The 15,143-nt window shown below is 41.3% G+C and carries 17 protein-coding genes and 1 tRNA gene; 8 read left to right on the forward strand and 10 right to left on the reverse strand.

Going from position 1 to position 15,143, the window contains the following annotated elements:
* Window positions 1-11 precede the first annotated feature (11 nt).
* Both M1F91_RS07610 and M1F91_RS07615 read right to left on the reverse strand, forming a co-directional pair.
* Complete coding sequence (locus M1F91_RS07610; RefSeq protein ID WP_070458466.1) at window positions 12-1,016, reverse strand: NADP-dependent oxidoreductase; 1,005 nt, start codon at window positions 1,014-1,016, stop codon at window positions 12-14.
* Window positions 1,017-1,094: 78 nt separating this feature from the next.
* The gene (locus M1F91_RS07615; RefSeq protein WP_247913207.1) at window positions 1,095-1,526 is read right to left on the reverse strand and encodes an Rrf2 family transcriptional regulator; all 432 of its coding nucleotides are present in this window, start codon (window positions 1,524-1,526) and stop codon (window positions 1,095-1,097) included.
* A gap of 656 nt (window positions 1,527-2,182) precedes the next feature.
* Between M1F91_RS07615 and M1F91_RS07620 the strand changes: the two genes are divergently transcribed.
* Together M1F91_RS07620 and M1F91_RS07625 are read left to right on the forward strand one after the other, a co-directional pair.
* Window positions 2,183-3,472, forward strand: coding sequence for a hypothetical protein (locus M1F91_RS07620; protein ID WP_070458460.1), 1,290 nt, complete (start codon window positions 2,183-2,185; stop codon window positions 3,470-3,472).
* Between the two features lie 9 nt (window positions 3,473-3,481).
* Window positions 3,482-4,570: an AI-2E family transporter gene (locus M1F91_RS07625; RefSeq protein ID WP_070458456.1), complete on the forward strand. Its 1,089-nt coding sequence runs from the start codon at window positions 3,482-3,484 to the stop codon at window positions 4,568-4,570.
* Window positions 4,571-4,841: 271 nt separating this feature from the next.
* Here the strand turns inward: M1F91_RS07625 and M1F91_RS07630 are convergent, their stop codons facing one another.
* From M1F91_RS07630 to M1F91_RS07640, 3 genes are all read right to left on the reverse strand, one after another.
* Window positions 4,842-5,357: a DUF308 domain-containing protein gene (locus tag M1F91_RS07630; RefSeq protein WP_049509307.1), complete on the reverse strand. Its 516-nt coding sequence runs from the start codon at window positions 5,355-5,357 to the stop codon at window positions 4,842-4,844.
* Window positions 5,358-5,707: 350 nt separating this feature from the next.
* Window positions 5,708-5,780 (reverse strand) — tRNA-Lys (locus M1F91_RS07635).
* Window positions 5,781-6,042: 262 nt separating this feature from the next.
* Window positions 6,043-7,314, reverse strand: a complete 1,272-nt coding sequence (locus M1F91_RS07640; RefSeq protein WP_247913246.1) for a replication-associated recombination protein A — start codon at window positions 7,312-7,314, stop codon at window positions 6,043-6,045.
* 115 nt (window positions 7,315-7,429) lie between these two features.
* Here M1F91_RS07640 and M1F91_RS07645 point away from each other — a divergent pair, with 115 nt between their 5' ends.
* Genes M1F91_RS07645 through M1F91_RS07665 form a run of 5 tightly spaced genes read left to right on the forward strand, consistent with a single transcriptional unit; the run spans window position 7,430 to window position 10,410 of the window.
* Window positions 7,430-7,900, forward strand: a complete 471-nt coding sequence (locus M1F91_RS07645) for a DUF3013 family protein (protein WP_016466255.1) — start codon at window positions 7,430-7,432, stop codon at window positions 7,898-7,900.
* A gap of 9 nt (window positions 7,901-7,909) precedes the next feature.
* Window positions 7,910-8,338 carry an NUDIX hydrolase gene (locus M1F91_RS07650; protein ID WP_247913208.1) on the forward strand — a complete coding sequence of 143 codons (429 nt, stop codon included), beginning with the start codon at window positions 7,910-7,912 and terminating at the stop codon, window positions 8,336-8,338.
* Window positions 8,335-8,736, forward strand: coding sequence for a hypothetical protein (locus M1F91_RS07655; protein WP_247913209.1), 402 nt, complete (start codon window positions 8,335-8,337; stop codon window positions 8,734-8,736). The genes M1F91_RS07650 and M1F91_RS07655 overlap by 4 nt, the downstream gene beginning before the upstream one ends.
* Window positions 8,715-9,665 (forward strand): 50S ribosomal protein L11 methyltransferase, encoded by a 951-nt coding sequence (prmA, locus tag M1F91_RS07660; protein WP_247913210.1) that lies wholly within the window; start codon window positions 8,715-8,717, stop codon window positions 9,663-9,665. Before M1F91_RS07655 ends, prmA begins: the two co-directional genes overlap by 22 nt.
* Before the next feature lies 1 nt (window position 9,666).
* On the forward strand, window positions 9,667-10,410 hold the full coding sequence (locus M1F91_RS07665) for a 16S rRNA (uracil(1498)-N(3))-methyltransferase (RefSeq protein WP_247913211.1): 744 nt from the start codon (window positions 9,667-9,669) through the stop codon (window positions 10,408-10,410).
* Window positions 10,411-10,724: 314 nt separating this feature from the next.
* Here M1F91_RS07665 and M1F91_RS07670 read toward each other — a convergent pair whose 3' ends face one another.
* A complete protein-coding gene (locus tag M1F91_RS07670; protein WP_004250763.1) occupies window positions 10,725-11,489 on the reverse strand; it encodes a (S)-acetoin forming diacetyl reductase in 765 nt (254 codons plus the stop codon).
* A gap of 334 nt (window positions 11,490-11,823) precedes the next feature.
* Here M1F91_RS07670 and M1F91_RS07675 point away from each other — a divergent pair, with 334 nt between their 5' ends.
* Window positions 11,824-12,492 carry an aquaporin gene (locus M1F91_RS07675; RefSeq protein ID WP_004250764.1) on the forward strand — a complete coding sequence of 223 codons (669 nt, stop codon included), beginning with the start codon at window positions 11,824-11,826 and terminating at the stop codon, window positions 12,490-12,492.
* A 172-nt stretch (window positions 12,493-12,664) separates the two neighbouring features.
* Here M1F91_RS07675 and queF read toward each other — a convergent pair whose 3' ends face one another.
* Genes queF through queC form a run of 4 tightly spaced genes read right to left on the reverse strand, consistent with a single transcriptional unit; the run spans window position 12,665 to window position 14,980 of the window.
* Window positions 12,665-13,156 (reverse strand): preQ(1) synthase, encoded by a 492-nt coding sequence (queF, locus tag M1F91_RS07680; RefSeq protein ID WP_247913212.1) that lies wholly within the window; start codon window positions 13,154-13,156, stop codon window positions 12,665-12,667.
* An 18-nt stretch (window positions 13,157-13,174) separates the two neighbouring features.
* The gene (gene queE / locus M1F91_RS07685) at window positions 13,175-13,891 is read right to left on the reverse strand and encodes a 7-carboxy-7-deazaguanine synthase QueE (protein WP_247913213.1); all 717 of its coding nucleotides are present in this window, start codon (window positions 13,889-13,891) and stop codon (window positions 13,175-13,177) included.
* On the reverse strand, window positions 13,884-14,327 hold the full coding sequence (queD, locus tag M1F91_RS07690; RefSeq protein ID WP_000464566.1) for a 6-carboxytetrahydropterin synthase QueD: 444 nt from the start codon (window positions 14,325-14,327) through the stop codon (window positions 13,884-13,886). Before queD ends, queE begins: the two co-directional genes overlap by 8 nt.
* Window positions 14,327-14,980 (reverse strand): 7-cyano-7-deazaguanine synthase QueC, encoded by a 654-nt coding sequence (queC, locus tag M1F91_RS07695; RefSeq protein ID WP_004250769.1) that lies wholly within the window; start codon window positions 14,978-14,980, stop codon window positions 14,327-14,329. The genes queD and queC overlap by 1 nt, the downstream gene beginning before the upstream one ends.
* Window positions 14,981-15,143 lie beyond the last annotated feature (163 nt).

The raw sequence follows: 15,143 nt of genomic DNA on the forward strand, positions 1-15,143 counted from the left end.
TCTTTTCCTTTTTATTTCTTAAAGCTGAGGACTGTTTTTCCACGTGAGCGACCATTAGCGACCTTGTCTAAGGCGCTATTCACTTCTTCAAATGGATAGACTGTATCGATAGATGGCTTGATTTCCAATTTGCTAAAGAGGTCAGCTACCTCTTGTAATTGAGCACCATTGCTTTCCACAAAGATAAAATGGTAGTGAACGCCGTATTTGTCAGCCATCTTATCAAATTTGTGACCGGCTAGTCCAAGTAAGATTTGTTTCCATTTTGGCAGGTTCATACGTTTGGAAAAGTCACCATTTGGCATAGCACGGAGGGAAACAAGCTGACCACCTTTTTTCATGATAGACATTTGTTTTTCAGTCTCAGTGCCACCAAGGGTATCAAGGACATAATCAACCTGGCTAACAGTTTTTGTATAATCCTCTGTTTTGTAATCGATAAAACGATCTGCTCCTAGGTTCAATACACGCTCAGCGCTATCTCCAGCCCCATTGGTAATGACCTTCAAACCTTTAGCCTTAGCAATCGGAATGGCCATCCCACCGACACCGCCTGTACCACCAGAGATAAAGATGGTCTTGCCAGCTTGAGCCCCCATGAGTTCTACGGCTTGCATAATAGTCAAGGCAGTCAAAGGGACAGCAGCCGCTTCCTCGTCAGACAGATAGTCTGGAACCTTGGCTATAGCCTGACTATCGACAGCTACGTATTCTGCAAAGGCACCAATATGATCAAGTGGTAAACGCCCAAAAACTCGGTCTCCGACTTTGAGATTTTTGACTTGGCTACCGGTCTCTTCAATGATACCGACCACTTCATTTCCCGCAGTTTGTGGGAGTTTGTAAGGGACAATCATCTTGACTTCTCCTCGGGAAATCATGTTATCCAGAGGATTAACACCAGCAGCGGTGACTTTGACCAAAACTTCTTTGTCTGTGATACTTGGTTTTGCGATTTCTGTGATGTTAAGAGTGATATTGTTTTTGTTATAAGTAGTGTGCTGTGCGGCTTTCATTGTCTTCTCTTTTCTATTTTTTTGTTGTATCTGATATAGATACAAGTATAGCCTTTTTAAAACTGATCTGCATGCAAATCAGTTTCGTTTTTGTTTGGCTTCTTTATAAAGATTGTTAATGACATCTTCTAAGGTTTGCTGGGCTAGTTCCTTCTCAAGTTGAGCTTCAGCGCTAGCAAATAGTGGCGAAATGGCAGCTTGAATATGTTTCCCTACTGGGCAATCCGGATTGCTATTTTGGTGAACGGGAAATAAGCTGATGTGGTTGACTTCTTGTGTGGAAAAATAAATCTCAAGTAAGGTCACTTCCTTTGGGGACTTACTGAGTTGATAGCCTGTTTTTCCTTGATGGGAAGTAATTAAGCCAGCGTTTTTCAATAAGGCAATCACCTTACGAATATAACTAGCGTTGGTTCCGACGCTCTCAGCCAGAGCTTGTGAACTTAAGGTATCCTTGCTCTCGCTAATCATGGTTAGGATATGTAAGGCTACTGAAAATTTTGTATCCATATAAACTCCTTTGGATAACTTGTATCTAATACGAGAACAAGTATATCACAAATAAAATGAAAAGCAAGACTTTTGTTTTAAATTTTTAAAATATTTTTGAAGAGTGTCATCAGATTAGAGATGTCTGGAAAGGCAGTTCATAAAAAATAGTGAGATAAACTTGTTTTAAAGAAACAGCATCTCCCCTCTCTGCTTGATCAAACATATCTTAGTTTGTGCCTAGTAAACTTTGTTTAATAATCTAATTATATGTTATTTCATTCCGTTTTTTTGTTCTTTTCAAAGCGTTATGAGGACTTGAAACTTCTTTTATGATTTTTAATTAGTAAAATGTTGAACTATAGTGAGTATTGTGTCATAATAGATAGTATATAAATCATTAATAGAATAGAAATAATATTTTCTTACCTTTACAAGTAGTATTGGTTAGACATTTTTTCGTCTCAATTGTACTTATCTCTCAAGTTTAGCTAGTTTTTATAAGCTCTGTTTTCGAATCAATAAAACAAATTTTAGAAGTGCATAAGACAAGATGGTGACCTTACTACAGTCATCGCTAATCGCTATGTCTTGCTGGTACAGACTGTTTGTGCCGTTGGCTATTTACCAGTCAGTTTAATCAAAGGGCTTAATTTTTATTGTTGAAAGGTTTTTATATGGGGAAAATTCTCTCTTTAGGTCTGACAGGTAAGAAATTACTTGCTCAGGGTTTCTTGTTTGTTCTGTTAGGTCTTATCTTGATGGTCACGGGGACTTGGTTGCCAGTAACGATTATTCGAATGGCTCTAGTTTTAGCTTGGATTGCAACGGTCGTAGATTTAGTATTACGAGTTTTCAAAAAAAGCCAGTCAACGGATACCTTGGGAGTTGCACTGGTTAAATTGTTAGTGCTGGGATATTTGCTAGGTTCTAATCTTGCGACTGATATACCGATTTATGTTCTGGCTCTTGTGATTGGAGTTTATCAGATTTTTAGGGCCACGATTAATCTTGTCACCTATGTTCTCTACCGTAAAAATAATATTCGACCTCGTTTTCGTCTCTTACTAGATGGTATTCTACTAGTTTTTCTTGGTGGAGCTAGTCTTTTGTCCTCTACGGGGAATTCTGTCTTTCAACTCTTTGTTTTAGGGGCTTATTTTTTCCTTTATGGTCTGTCCAATATCCGTGACGGTTTCTTATTTGAAGGGGAAATTGGGAAAAACCATCTCAAACGTCGTATTAGAATTAGCTTACCTATTGTCCTAGCCGCTCTCATCCCTGCAAGAACTTTAGCAAAAGTTAACAAATTTATGCTAGAAAATGCTGATGAGGAAGAAGATATCCATCTTGGAATAGTGAAGTCTGGTAAGACAGCAGAGCTAGAAATTTTTGTTCATACAGCTGAGACCTCCCTGTTTTCAGCTATTGGTCATGTGGATATCTGCTATCAGGGTCGTGTTATTTCTTATGGCAACTATGATCCGTCATCTGAGACCTTATTTGGTATGATAGGAGATGGTGTCTTATATTTTTGTGACCGCGATAAGTACATCGATCTATGTAAACGTGAGAGTCAAAAAACGCTTTTTGGTTACGGAATAGATTTGACACCTGAAATGGAAAAAGCAATTCAAAAAAAGTTGGCTGAATTGAAACAACTGACGATTCCATGGGAGCCAAGTGCAGATAAAATCACGACAGGTGATGGTAAGGAAGACTACACTTACGCTTATAAAATCAGACATGAGACGGATGGGGAACTTTATAAATTTATCAAATCTAAGTTTAAATCCTACTTTGTCTTATCCACAAACTGTGTGCTCTTGGCAGATACCATAGTCGGTCAGGCTGGAACAGATATCCTTTCACCCAAAGGATTTATCGCACCAGGAACTTATCAAGCCTACCTTGACCGAGAGTTTGAAAAACCAAATAGTATAGTCGTATCTAAACATGTTTATTAATGAGAATTTATGAATTTAGTAAAAAAATACACCCCGTTAATACTTTTTATAGGGCTGGTTACTCTTGTAATTCTGAATGCATCAAGCTTTATATCAGGAGCAGTATCTCTCTTTGAAGTAACTTCTACCTTGATTTATGGTGCTGTTATTGCTTTTGTGCTCAATGTTCCCATGAAAAAAATTGAAGAATTCCTAGTTAAAATGAAGGTAAAGGCAGGGTTGCGTCGTCCGATTGCTATGGCGCTTGTTTTCCTATCTCTTATCTTAATCGTGATCTGTCTTTTGGTTTTGGTGCTTCCAACCCTTGCTCAGACTATTAGTCAGCTGGGAACAGTCCTTTCAACAGTCCTGACTCAACTTGGTAAACTACTAGATAGCTCGGAATTTGTAACCAAAGACACGCTGTCAACTATCGTATCAGGAATTCAGGGACAGTCTAGCTCTATTAGTCAAGCTTTGATAGCCTTCTTATCCGGTCTGACTAGTAATATAGGAAATATTTTTTCAAGTATGATGAATGCCTTTCTGATTATAGTCTTTACCTTTTCATTTTTATCCAGTAAGGAACATCTGGCAGCGATGACGAGTCGACTTCTAAAAGTTATATTTCCAGAGAAAGTGGTGACAAGGTTGACATACATCGGACAAGTAGCACTAGAGACTTATGATCAATTTTTGATGAGTCAGCTGATTGAAGCAGTCATCATAGGAGTTATGATAGCAGTTGGCTACAGCCTGTTTGGACTACCTTATGGGGTAATGACAGGTATCTTTGCAGGAGTACTGTCTTTCATTCCTTATGTTGGTCCTATGATTGCTTGTATTCTGGGAGCGATTTTTATCTTTACAGTAAGTCCAAGTCAAGCCTTATTTTCTATTGTTCTTTATCAAATCATACAACTGATTGAGGGAAATCTTATCTATCCCAAAGTTGTGGGTCAATCTATTGGCTTACCAGCCCTTTTCACGCTTGCGGCTGCTAGTATCGGAGGGAATCTTTTCGGACTACTTGGAATGATATTCTTTACCCCCGTATTTGCTGTTATCTATCGACTGGTTAAAGAATTTGTCGTCGCAAAGGAAAATCAGGTAGATTAAGAAAAACTAAATTTAATAAGATATACTGAGAAGAGAGTGAGAGATTCTCTTCTCTTTTATTTTTAAATACTTTGCTACAAAAAGCTATTGGACGTAAAAAAGCCTTGATTTCAAGGCTTTTTCCTGTTGATTTAGATGCCCCTACAAGGGCTCGAACCTGCGCCCCATAGATTAAGAGTCTACTGCTCTACCAACTTAGCTAAAGAGGCAACAGAAAAAGCTGAGAATGTAACTTCCCAGCTATTTTAATATGCCCAAAATGGCAGCTAGATTATTTACGAAAGGCATCAAGGATATAGGTGAAACCAACAATTAAAAATGCAAAGGCAACGACATAAACGACAAAGACACTTGTAGCTACTGGATTGAACAAAATCACTAGACCTAGTAAAAATGCAAGCAACGCTATCCACATGATATGGTTGCCAATAATAGGGAAAATCAATCCCAGACGATTGCCTTTAAAGAAAACTATAATGGCTTCTACAATTAACCAAATCCCTAAAATAATTGGAATGACAACTGGCAGCGTCACAAAGCCATAGGCAACGAGGTAAAGAGCTAAGAGAAGATTAACAATCCCTTGGAAAAGATGAGCTGGTGAGCGAAGCTCTTTTGGTACAGAGAAATAGCCTAAAATAGCTGCTATGGAAGCAACCAGTAAACCAAATGCAATCCACCAGCTGTAAGCAACAAGATTAGCTACTGGGTCTGTAAATAGAAAGAGTGCTAAAAGGACAAAAATAACTCCTGCAAGGAATAGCGATAAACGATTAGAAAATTTCATTTCAAGACCATCCTGTTATATAGTATAGTTTGATAGTAAAAATATTATACACCTTTTTAGAGGAAATATCAATAAACTAAATGGAAAATTTGGAAGTTTCAGTCTGATTCATGAAAAGAAAATCAGTTTTTATTATTTTGAAAATAAAAAGAGAAGATAAAATTTGTCTTCTCTACATGAAAATATTGTATGGCATCAAAGCAAAAGTAACTGGCTTTACACTATTTGTTAAGATGTAATTTGATTCAAAAAGAAAAGATAGATTTAAAAGTGGGGCAAATGATGGGGCAAATCAGTTACAGACAAGCAAAAAAGCCTTGTAAATCAAGGCTTTTTCCTGTTGATTTAGATGCCCCCTGCAGGGCTCGAACCTGCGACCCATAGATTAAGAGTCTACTGCTCTACCAACTGAGCTAAGGAGGCAAATAAAAAGCTGTATTGGTGCCGAAACTTCACGGTTTGTATTGAACCCGCGCAATTAAGCAGGTGGGCAACTCGCTCTAACTGAAGCTGTTTCCGTGTGAGACGGCCTACATGCTGTTAGAAGACTTTTGTTTCCCTAATAATACAAAAAATAGTCGGTCAACACTTAAATGTGAAGTCGTACACCACAGCGTTTCTATGATTATATGATACCACTTTTTCAAAAAAAATCAAGGGGAAATTATAATTTTTGAAAAGGATTTCACGAGTTTCGTAATTTATCAATGGTTTCCTTGCGTTGAGCCAGGGCCCGTTCGTATTTTCCACTATCTTCCGGAGAAAAGTAGTGATGGTCACGGATTTTTTCTGGTAGGTATTCTTGCTTGACCCAGTGACCAGGATAATTATGTGGATAGAGATAATTTTGGGCGTTACCTAATTCCTTGCTACCGCTATAATGTCCATCTCGCAAGTGACGTGGAATCGGTAGATGCCCCGATGTTTTAAGGTCAGACAAGGCCTTATCTATAGCCACGTAGGCTGAGTTAGACTTAGGTGAAAGTGCCAGATCAATGACGACATTGGCAATGAGGATGCGGGCTTCTGGGAAACCGATTCTTTGCGCAGCATCCAAAGCAGTTACGGTATGAATCTGCGCTTCTGGATTGGCTAAGCCAATATCTTCATAAGCAATAACAGTCAAACGACGAGCTAGACTAGGAAGGTCACCTGCTTCTATCAAGCGAGCAGCATAGTGGAGACTAGCATCGACATCGGATCCACGGATGGATTTTTGCAGGGCAGATAGAACATCATAGTGTCCGTCTCCATCCTTGTCCATAGTGATGTAGCTTCTCTGAAGACTATTTTCCATGATGTCGAGCGTGATGTGGCGGACACCGTCATCATTTTCTGGAGTGGAGAGAACTGCCAAATCAAGTGAATTGAAGGCAGACCGGAGGTCTCCATTGGTAGATGTCGCGATAAAATCAAGGGCATCATCATCTAATTCAACAGGGAAATCAAAACCACGTTCAGGATCTGTCAGGGCTATTTGAATGGCCTTTTTGACGTCTTGATTGGATAAGGGTTCTAATTCAAAAATCTGAACACGGCTACGAATGGCTGGAGTGACAGAAAAGAAAGGATTTTCAGTCGTGGCTCCAATCATGATGACCAGTCCACTTTCCAAAAGAGGCAAGAGGAAGTCTTGCTTGGTCTTGTCAAGACGATGAATCTCGTCTAGTAGCAGTACAAGGCCACCTGAGAATTTAGCTTCCTCAGCGATTTCTTGGAGGCGTTTTTTACTATCAACTGTCGCATTGAAGGTCCGGAAAGCATACTTGGTCGTTCCAGCGATGGCTGAAGCGATACTGGTTTTTCCGATGCCTGGAGGTCCGTAGAGTATCATAGAGGATAGGCGATTGGCTTCCACCATACGGCGGATAATCTTGCCAGGTCCAACTAGATGCTCCTGACCGATGACCTGGTCGATGGTTTTGGGGCGCATACGAAGCGCGAGATTGTCTGGCATAGCAGTCCTTTCTAACATGGATTTTCTGATACGAATGTGGTAAGATGGTAGTATCTATTTTAGCATATTTCCGAGTATTCGGGGCGATTGAAGAGTCGTATAGAAAGAGGACAAAATGGCAACATATGGATTTTTAGATGTTTTACAAGAAGAGTTGGACAAGAACTTTCCTTTTGATTATGAGATTAGTTGGGACAAGCGCAATCATGCGGTTGAAGTGAGTTTTCTATTAGAGGCACAAAATGCTGCAGGGGTGGAGATGTTAGATGAAGACGGAGAGGTTTCGTCAGATGATATCCTTTTTGAAGAAGCGGTACTTTTTTACAACCCTGCCAAGTCAACAGTTAATGCAGAAGACTATCTCACAGTCATCCCTTACCTGCCTAAGAAAGGTTTTTCTCGTGAATTCTTAGCTTATTTTGCACTATTTCTCAAAGATACTGCAGAGGTTGGGCTAGATGCTCTCATGGACTTTTTGGAAGACCCAGAAGCAGAAGAATTCGTCATGGAATGGAACCAAGAAGTCTTTGAAGAAGGAAAAGTCGGCTTGGAAGAGGGAGAATTTTACCCTTATCCGAGATACTAGGAGCTTGTAGTGGATATAGACATTTCAGATTTTACTGGCTGCAAGATTGCTCTCTTTTGTGGAGATAAGCTACTGACCATCTTGCGTGATGACAAGGACAATATCCCTTGGCCCAATATGTGGGAGTTGCCAGGAGGTGGTCGCGAAGGGGATGAAAGTCCTTTCAAGTGCGCAGCGCGTGAAGTTTATGAAGAACTAGGAATTCATCTGACTGAGGATTGCCTGCTCTGGAGCAAGGTCTATCCCAGCATGCTCTATGAAGGCAGACAGTCAGTATTTATGGTCGGTCAGCTAAGACAAGAACAATTTGACAGTATCACCTTTGGAGATGAAGGGCAAGCCTATAAACTGATGAACATTGAGGAATTTTTAGATTCTAAACAGGCTGTGCCACAGTTGCAGGGTAGATTGAGGGAATATTTGGAGGAAGTAAAATGATTTTTGCGATTGCAACAACGACGTTAAACAAGGAAGTTAAACGCAAACTAAAAACTGGACAATACTCTAGGGAAGAAGCTGCATTTATTTATATGGAATATTTAAAGCTAAAGAAGCAGAGAGAAAGTGGTACGAAAGTAGCTGGGATCTCTATGGCTGTTATTTGGGGATTAATGCTTGTTTTACCCTTACTGAGTGGTAGAGGTCTCGTACTGCCTCTTTCAGTACATTTTTTATTTTTGCTACTGCTTGCAGGAATTGTTCTATTTGTTTATTATCTTATGTTTGGTATTTTTAAACAGCAGATTCATAGCGCAATGAAAGAACACTATACAGATGTGATTGAAGAATTTAAGAAGAATAAGGAAAATACAAAATGGAAACATGGCAAGAATTAAAAGTTACAGTTAAGCGTGAGGGAGAGGAGTTGGTTTCCAATCTCTTGATCGAGTTAGGTGCTCAGGGTGTTGCGATTGAAGACAGTATGGACTATGTGGGAAATGTGGACCGTTTCGGTGAAATTTTCCCTGAGGTCGAGCAACAAGAAGAAATTGTGGTTACAGCCTACTATCCGGAAACGGTTGATGTGGCAACGGTTGAAGCGGACTTGCAGGCTCGCTTAGCAGAATTGACCGACTTTATGGACTTAGGAGAAGTCAAGATTGGTACGACTGCCTTGGCTGAGGAAGACTGGGCCGACAACTGGAAGAAATACTATGAACCAGCTCGCATTACCCATGACCTGACCATCGTGCCGTCATGGACAGACTATGAGGCGACACCGGGAGAAAAGATTATCAAGCTAGACCCTGGTATGGCCTTTGGGACTGGAACACACCCGACGACTAAGATGAGTCTTTTTGCCTTGGAGCAGGTCCTTCGTGGTGGCGAAACAGTACTAGATGTGGGGACAGGTTCAGGCGTCCTTTCCATTGCAAGCTCACTTTTGGGTGCCAAGGAAATCTTTGCCTATGACCTAGATGATGTAGCGGTTCGAGTCGCTCAGGAAAATATTGAACTCAATCCTGGCATGGAAAATATCCATGTAGCCCCAGGTGATTTGCTCAAGGGGGTGGAGATTGAGGCAGACGTCATCGTGGCCAACATCTTGGCGGATATCCTCATTCATCTGACGGATGATGCTTATCGCTTGGTCAAGGATGAGGGCTACCTGATCATGAGTGGCATTATCAAGGACAAGTGGGACATGGTGCGTGAGTCGGCTGAGTCAGCTGGATTTTTCCTTGAAACCCACATGATCCAAGGAGAATGGAATGCCTGCGTCTTCAAGAAGACCAAGGATATTTCTGGTGTGATTGGAGGCTAGCATGCAGCAGTATTTTGTCAAGGGGAGTGCAATCTCTCCTGTCACTATCGAGGACAAGGAAACCAGCAAGCACATGTTTCAGGTCATGCGCCTGAAGGATAATGATGAGGTTACTTTAGTTTTTGATGATGGTATCAAGCGTTTGGCGCGCGTGATAAATGTAGAGGCGCGTCAATTGGAGCTGGTTGAGGAATTAGCTGACAATGTGGAACTGCCAGTCCAAGTGACCATTGCCTCTGGCTTTCCCAAGGGAGATAAACTGGAGTTCATCACTCAAAAGGTGACAGAACTGGGTGCTAGTCAAATCTGGGCCTTTCCCGCAGACTGGTCTGTCGCAAAATGGGATGGCAAGAAATTGGGCAAAAAGGTCGAGAAACTAGAAAAAATCGCCCTTGGAGCGGCAGAACAAAGCAAGCGGAATTTGGTACCGAGCATTACCCTTTTTGAAAAAAAGGCAGACTTTCTAGCTCAGCTCGACCAGTTTGACTCTATCATAGTGGCCTATGAAGAGTCGGCTAAAGAAGGAGAATCAGCTGCGCTCATCCAAGCTGTTGCTGGGTTAGAAAAGGGAGCTAAACTGCTCTTTATCTTTGGTCCAGAAGGTGGTTTATCCCCTGCAGAAATTGAAAGTTTTGAAGCCAAAGGAGCGGTCCTTGCAGGACTTGGTCCTCGCATCCTACGAGCAGAAACAGCACCACTTTATGCCTTATCTGCCATAAGTGTTTTGCTTGAATTGGAAAAATAAGAGACTATGAAAAAATCACCTAGAAAAGGTGATTTTTTATGCTCTTGAAATGGCGCGCGAAAGAGTCAATAAACGTATCCACAGCGGCAATGGGAACTTTAATTTTTTTATGATTTCGCAGAAAAAATGGATATCCAAACTGTTCCTAATCTTGTGTTCTATTAAAACAGGGCAAATCACACTATTTAGAGCAGGAGAGTATTTCTAGTCTTGAAGAAAGATTATTTTCACTAATAAAAAAATGATTCTGGAAATTGGAATCGTAGAGATGATAAAAGAGGTTGGATTATTATCCAACCTCTTATTTTTTAATCTTAATGGAATTGCATACCACCATCGACGATAATGGTTTGTCCTGTAATGTAGTTTGAATCTGGTCCAGCAAGGAAGCTAACCGCTGCAGCGACATCTTCTGGCTCAGATAGGCGTTTCAATGTAATATCTTTTGCGAATGTTTGCATACCCCATTCGTCGTCTTTTCCTGCATTTTTCCCAACTTCGTGAGCGATATCATACATCATTGGTGTTTTAACGATACCTGGAGCATAAGCGTTAACAGTGATGCCTGAGTCAGCTAAATCACGCGCCAATGTTTGAGTAATACCACGAACAGCGAATTTTGTACCACCATAAACAGTCAAGTTTGGATTTCCAACAACACCTGCTTGAGAAGTAGCGTTGATGATTTTACCACCGTGACCAAGTGCTTTGAATTGAGCTTGAGCAGCTTGTGCTCCCCAGATTACCCCACCGACGTTAATAGCAAAGGTACGATTGAACTGTTCTTCTGTAATCGTATCTAGAGGTGTAGTCGGAGCGACACCAGCGTTGTTTACCACAACATTTAAGTCTCCGAAATGGTCTACAACTTTTTGGAAAGCTGCAGCAACCTCTGCTTGTTTAGATACATCTGCTACAACAGCTAAAGCATTCTCTGCTGACAATTCAGCAACTGCTTTTTCAGCTGTTTCAGCATTATAGTCTAATACCCCAACCTTAAAACCATCTTGGACCAAGCGTTTTGCGATTGCAAAACCGATTCCTTGACCTGCACCTGTAACAATAGCTACTTTAGACATATGATTCCTCCTTTGGTATCCGTGATACCATTTAAACGTTCATAAAAGAACAGCAAAGGGTTATAAGTGAGTTGTGATAGACTCTAAAAGAAGTCCTATCGCTTTTTAGTATACAACTTTGTGAAATTAGTGTCAAACAAAGACTGGTTTTTGGGAAAAATGAATATTTTTCAAAACCAAAATGATCGGAAATTTTCCTTTGTAAGATTTAGAGTTAGAAAAATAAAACTATCGTGTAAAGGGGAAAAGCGCACAATATTTTCCAAGCACATTTCTTGAAACCCTTTCCTCCTTCTGATAGACTAATACATAGTTTGAAAAAAGGAGACTTAATATGAAAAAATTTGTTGCTGAATTAATCGGTACTTTTATGCTTGTGTTCATCGGAACAGGAGCTGTTGTTTTTGGAAATGGTGTTGAAGGTCTTGGACACCTTGGAATTGCTCTTGCCTTTGGTTTGGCAATCGTAGTTGCAGCTTTCTCAATCGGAACTGTTTCAGGTGCTCACTTGAACCCAGCTGTTTCTATCGCTATGTTTGTTAACAAACGTTTGTCATCTTCAGAGCTTGTAAACTACATCCTTGGTCAAGTAGTTGGTGCTTTCCTTGCATCAGGATCTGTATTCTTCCTCTTGGCAAATTCAGGTATGTCAACTGCAAGTCTTGGTGAAAATGCCTTGGCAAACGGTGTAACTGTCTTTGGTGGTTTCTTGTTTGAAACAATCGCAACATTCTTGTTTGTTTTGGTGATCATGACTGTAACTTCAGCAAGCAAAGGGAATGGCGCAATCGCTGGTTTGGTGATCGGTTTGTCATTGACAGCTTTGATTCTAGCTGGCTTGAACATCACTGGACTTTCAGTAAACCCAGCTCGTAGCTTGGCTCCTGCTGTATTGGTAGGTGGCGCAGCTCTTCAACAAGTTTGGATTTTCATCCTTGCACCAATCGTTGGTGGAGTTCTCGCAGCCCTTGTTGCTAAAAACTTCCTTGGAACTGAAGAATAATTGAAACTTAAAAAGCCTTGCTTCTCATCTTGAGGAACAGGGCTTTTTCGTATTATACTCTTCGAAAATCTCTTCAAACCACGTCAGCTTCCATCTACAACATCAAAACAGTGCTTTGAGCAACCTGCGGCTAGCTTCCTAGTTTGCTCTTTGATTTTCATTGAGTATGAGTTTAACGGTTGTCAATTTTCTCTGGATAGAGGTCGTGTTGGAAGAGGCGTTGTTCTGCCAATCCTTCATACTTGGTTCCAGGTCTACCGTAGTTGTAGTAGGGGTCGATTGAAATGCCACCGCGAGGTGTAAATTTTCCCCAGACTTCTAAATAGCGAGGATCTAGCAAGTTGACCAAGTCTTTCCCGATAGTGTTGATACAGTTTTCATGAAAATCTCCATGGTTTCGGTAGCTAAAGAGGTAGAGTTTGAGGGATTTTGACTCGACACAGAGCTTGTCAGGAATGTAGGAAATATAAATAGTTGCAAAGTCTGGCTGAGCAGTGATGGGACAAAGTGAGGTAAATTCAGGGCAGTTGAACTTGATGAAATAGTCATTTTCCACATGACGATTATCAAAGGATTCGAGGACTTGGGGTTGATATTCGAAAATGTAGTTGGTTTCTTTGTTGCCGAGGAGGCTGAGGTTTTTCATTTCTTCTTGTTGTGACATGATTTTTTCTTTCTAATCTTAAACACCACGTTGGTTGTCGTAGAGGAGGGTATGGAGTTGAGGAAGGACGCGGACATTGCTCCAGCTATCGTCGGCAGCGACACGTTCCCAGAGTTCTTTGAGGCGGTCCAGTTGGTCTTGGACAATATTGCCTGTAGCCTTGGGTTCAGGATTTCCTGCCGATAAGAAGAGGACATCTGGTTGGTAGCGTTCTTGAATACCTTTGGCAAAGGCTAGATCTGCATCATCAAAGACAGGGATTTTAAAGGTTACTTTGTCTGGGTCTAGTTGTGAAACGATAAAGTCCAAGGTCTCAAAGTTGACTTCCATCTTGGAGGAAGGAGGCTTAGGACTCAGAGTGACTTGGTCGATATCTTTTAACCAATTTTGCCAGCGGGATCCCTGGGTCTCAACAGCCAGAGTGACCCCACGTTCCTTGAGTTTGGTGACCAGTTGAGCCATATTGGCTGCTAGGATAGCAGGATTTCCCCCAGATAGGGTGACATAGTCGTAGCTTCCTAGTTTGTCTAACTCAGCGATTACTTCATCAGCTGTCATACGAGTTGGTTTTTCAGAACCGTCCCAAGTAAAGGCAGAATCGCACCAGTCGCAGTGGTAGTCGCAACCAGCAGTGCGGACAAACATGGTTTTCTGGCCGATAGCACGACCTTCACCTTGAAAGGTAGGCCCAAAAATTTCTAGAACTGGTAGTTTGAGGACACGTTCCTTAGTCATCTAACCACTCCCGTCTAAACTCTGCAAAGGCAGTCGGAGTTTCATAGAGGCGAACATATTCCAAACGGAGACCGCGCTCGTCTGGCAGCTCTTGGCTCATGGTTTGGAAAATCCAGTAAACCATATTTTCAGCAGTTGTATTCATGTAGGGCAGGGTTTCATTGAGATAGCGATGATCCAAGTGGGGCTCTAAGTAGTCCTTGTAGATAGCTTTGATGTCTCCGAAATCGTAGGTCATACCTCTATCATCTAAAAATCCACTGACAGCGATTTGCAGATGATAGGTGTGACCGTGTAGGGATTTGCATTTTCCTTCATAGTGAAAGAGGTGGTGGGCAGCATCGAAGGTAAATTCTTTTGAGACTAAGGTTCTGTGAGGATTGTAGACAAGAGATTCCCCAGTTTCCTGTTTGATTTCTTTGGGGGCAAAAAACATCAGGCCTCTCCTTTCTGAGAGAGATAAACCTCTAAACCATGTTGGCGTAGATGGCAGGCAGGACAATCTCCACAACCAGTACCGATAATCCCATTGTAGCAGGTCAAGGTCTTCTCACGAACGTAGTCAAAGGCACCAAGTTGGTCAGCTAATTCCCAAGTTTCAGCCTTGTCTAGCCACATGAGAGGCGTTTGGATCACAAAGTCGTAATCCATAGCAAGGTTGAGCGTGACATTGAGTGATTTGACAAAGACATCCCGACAGTCAGGATAACCTGAGAAGTCTGTTTCGCACACTCCTGTCACGATATCCGTAATTCCACGCTGCTTGGCAAGGACTGCCGCAAAGGACAGAAAGAGATGATTGCGACCGTCAACGAAGGTATTAGGAACCTCTCCTTCTTTTTGCTCAATTTCTAAATCTGAAGTCAAGGCATTTTCAGTAATTTGTCCTAGCAGAGACATATCTAGGATATGATGACGAATTCCTTGTTCCTCAGCGATTTCTTTGGCCACTTGAATTTCTAAATGGTGGCGTTGACCGTAGGCAAAGGTAACGGCTTCGACCCTTTCATAGTGTTGCTTGGCCCAGAAAAGGCAGGTTGTTGAATCTTGACCGCCACTAAAGACGACCAAGGCTGATTGACGTTTCATAGTACTCCTTCCAAAATGGGAAATGTTCAGAGCACGCAAAAAGCTCCCCAGAGGGAGCTAAAAAATACCAAGTAAAGGTTTTTTTTAGCGATGGCATGTCCCAAACATCGTAATATTCTAGTTACAGTCTAGCATATTTTTTGAAAAATGGCAAAGGGCAAGA

Source organism: Streptococcus sp. oral taxon 431 (assembly GCF_023110115.1).
In the GTDB taxonomy this organism is placed as follows: Bacteria; Bacillota; Bacilli; order Lactobacillales; family Streptococcaceae; genus Streptococcus.

Coding starts and splice junctions, on each gene's coding strand:
- M1F91_RS07610 (WP_070458466.1), bottom strand. CDS start 1,016: ATGAAAGCCGCACAGCACACTACTTATAACAAAAACAATATCACTCTT.
- M1F91_RS07615 (WP_247913207.1), bottom strand. CDS start 1,526: ATGGATACAAAATTTTCAGTAGCCTTACATATCCTAACCATGATTAGC.
- M1F91_RS07620 (WP_070458460.1), top strand. CDS start 2,183: ATGGGGAAAATTCTCTCTTTAGGTCTGACAGGTAAGAAATTACTTGCT.
- M1F91_RS07625 (WP_070458456.1), top strand. CDS start 3,482: ATGAATTTAGTAAAAAAATACACCCCGTTAATACTTTTTATAGGGCTG.
- M1F91_RS07630 (WP_049509307.1), bottom strand. CDS start 5,357: ATGAAATTTTCTAATCGTTTATCGCTATTCCTTGCAGGAGTTATTTTT.
- M1F91_RS07640 (WP_247913246.1), bottom strand. CDS start 7,314: ATGCCAGACAATCTCGCGCTTCGTATGCGCCCCAAAACCATCGACCAG.
- M1F91_RS07645 (WP_016466255.1), top strand. CDS start 7,430: ATGGCAACATATGGATTTTTAGATGTTTTACAAGAAGAGTTGGACAAG.
- M1F91_RS07655 (WP_247913209.1), top strand. CDS start 8,335: ATGATTTTTGCGATTGCAACAACGACGTTAAACAAGGAAGTTAAACGC.
- prmA (WP_247913210.1), top strand. CDS start 8,715: ATGGAAACATGGCAAGAATTAAAAGTTACAGTTAAGCGTGAGGGAGAG.
- M1F91_RS07665 (WP_247913211.1), top strand. CDS start 9,667: ATGCAGCAGTATTTTGTCAAGGGGAGTGCAATCTCTCCTGTCACTATC.
- M1F91_RS07670 (WP_004250763.1), bottom strand. CDS start 11,489: ATGTCTAAAGTAGCTATTGTTACAGGTGCAGGTCAAGGAATCGGTTTT.
- M1F91_RS07675 (WP_004250764.1), top strand. CDS start 11,824: ATGAAAAAATTTGTTGCTGAATTAATCGGTACTTTTATGCTTGTGTTC.
- queF (WP_247913212.1), bottom strand. CDS start 13,156: ATGTCACAACAAGAAGAAATGAAAAACCTCAGCCTCCTCGGCAACAAA.
- queE (WP_247913213.1), bottom strand. CDS start 13,891: ATGACTAAGGAACGTGTCCTCAAACTACCAGTTCTAGAAATTTTTGGG.
- queD (WP_000464566.1), bottom strand. CDS start 14,327: ATGTTTTTTGCCCCCAAAGAAATCAAACAGGAAACTGGGGAATCTCTT.
- queC (WP_004250769.1), bottom strand. CDS start 14,980: ATGAAACGTCAATCAGCCTTGGTCGTCTTTAGTGGCGGTCAAGATTCA.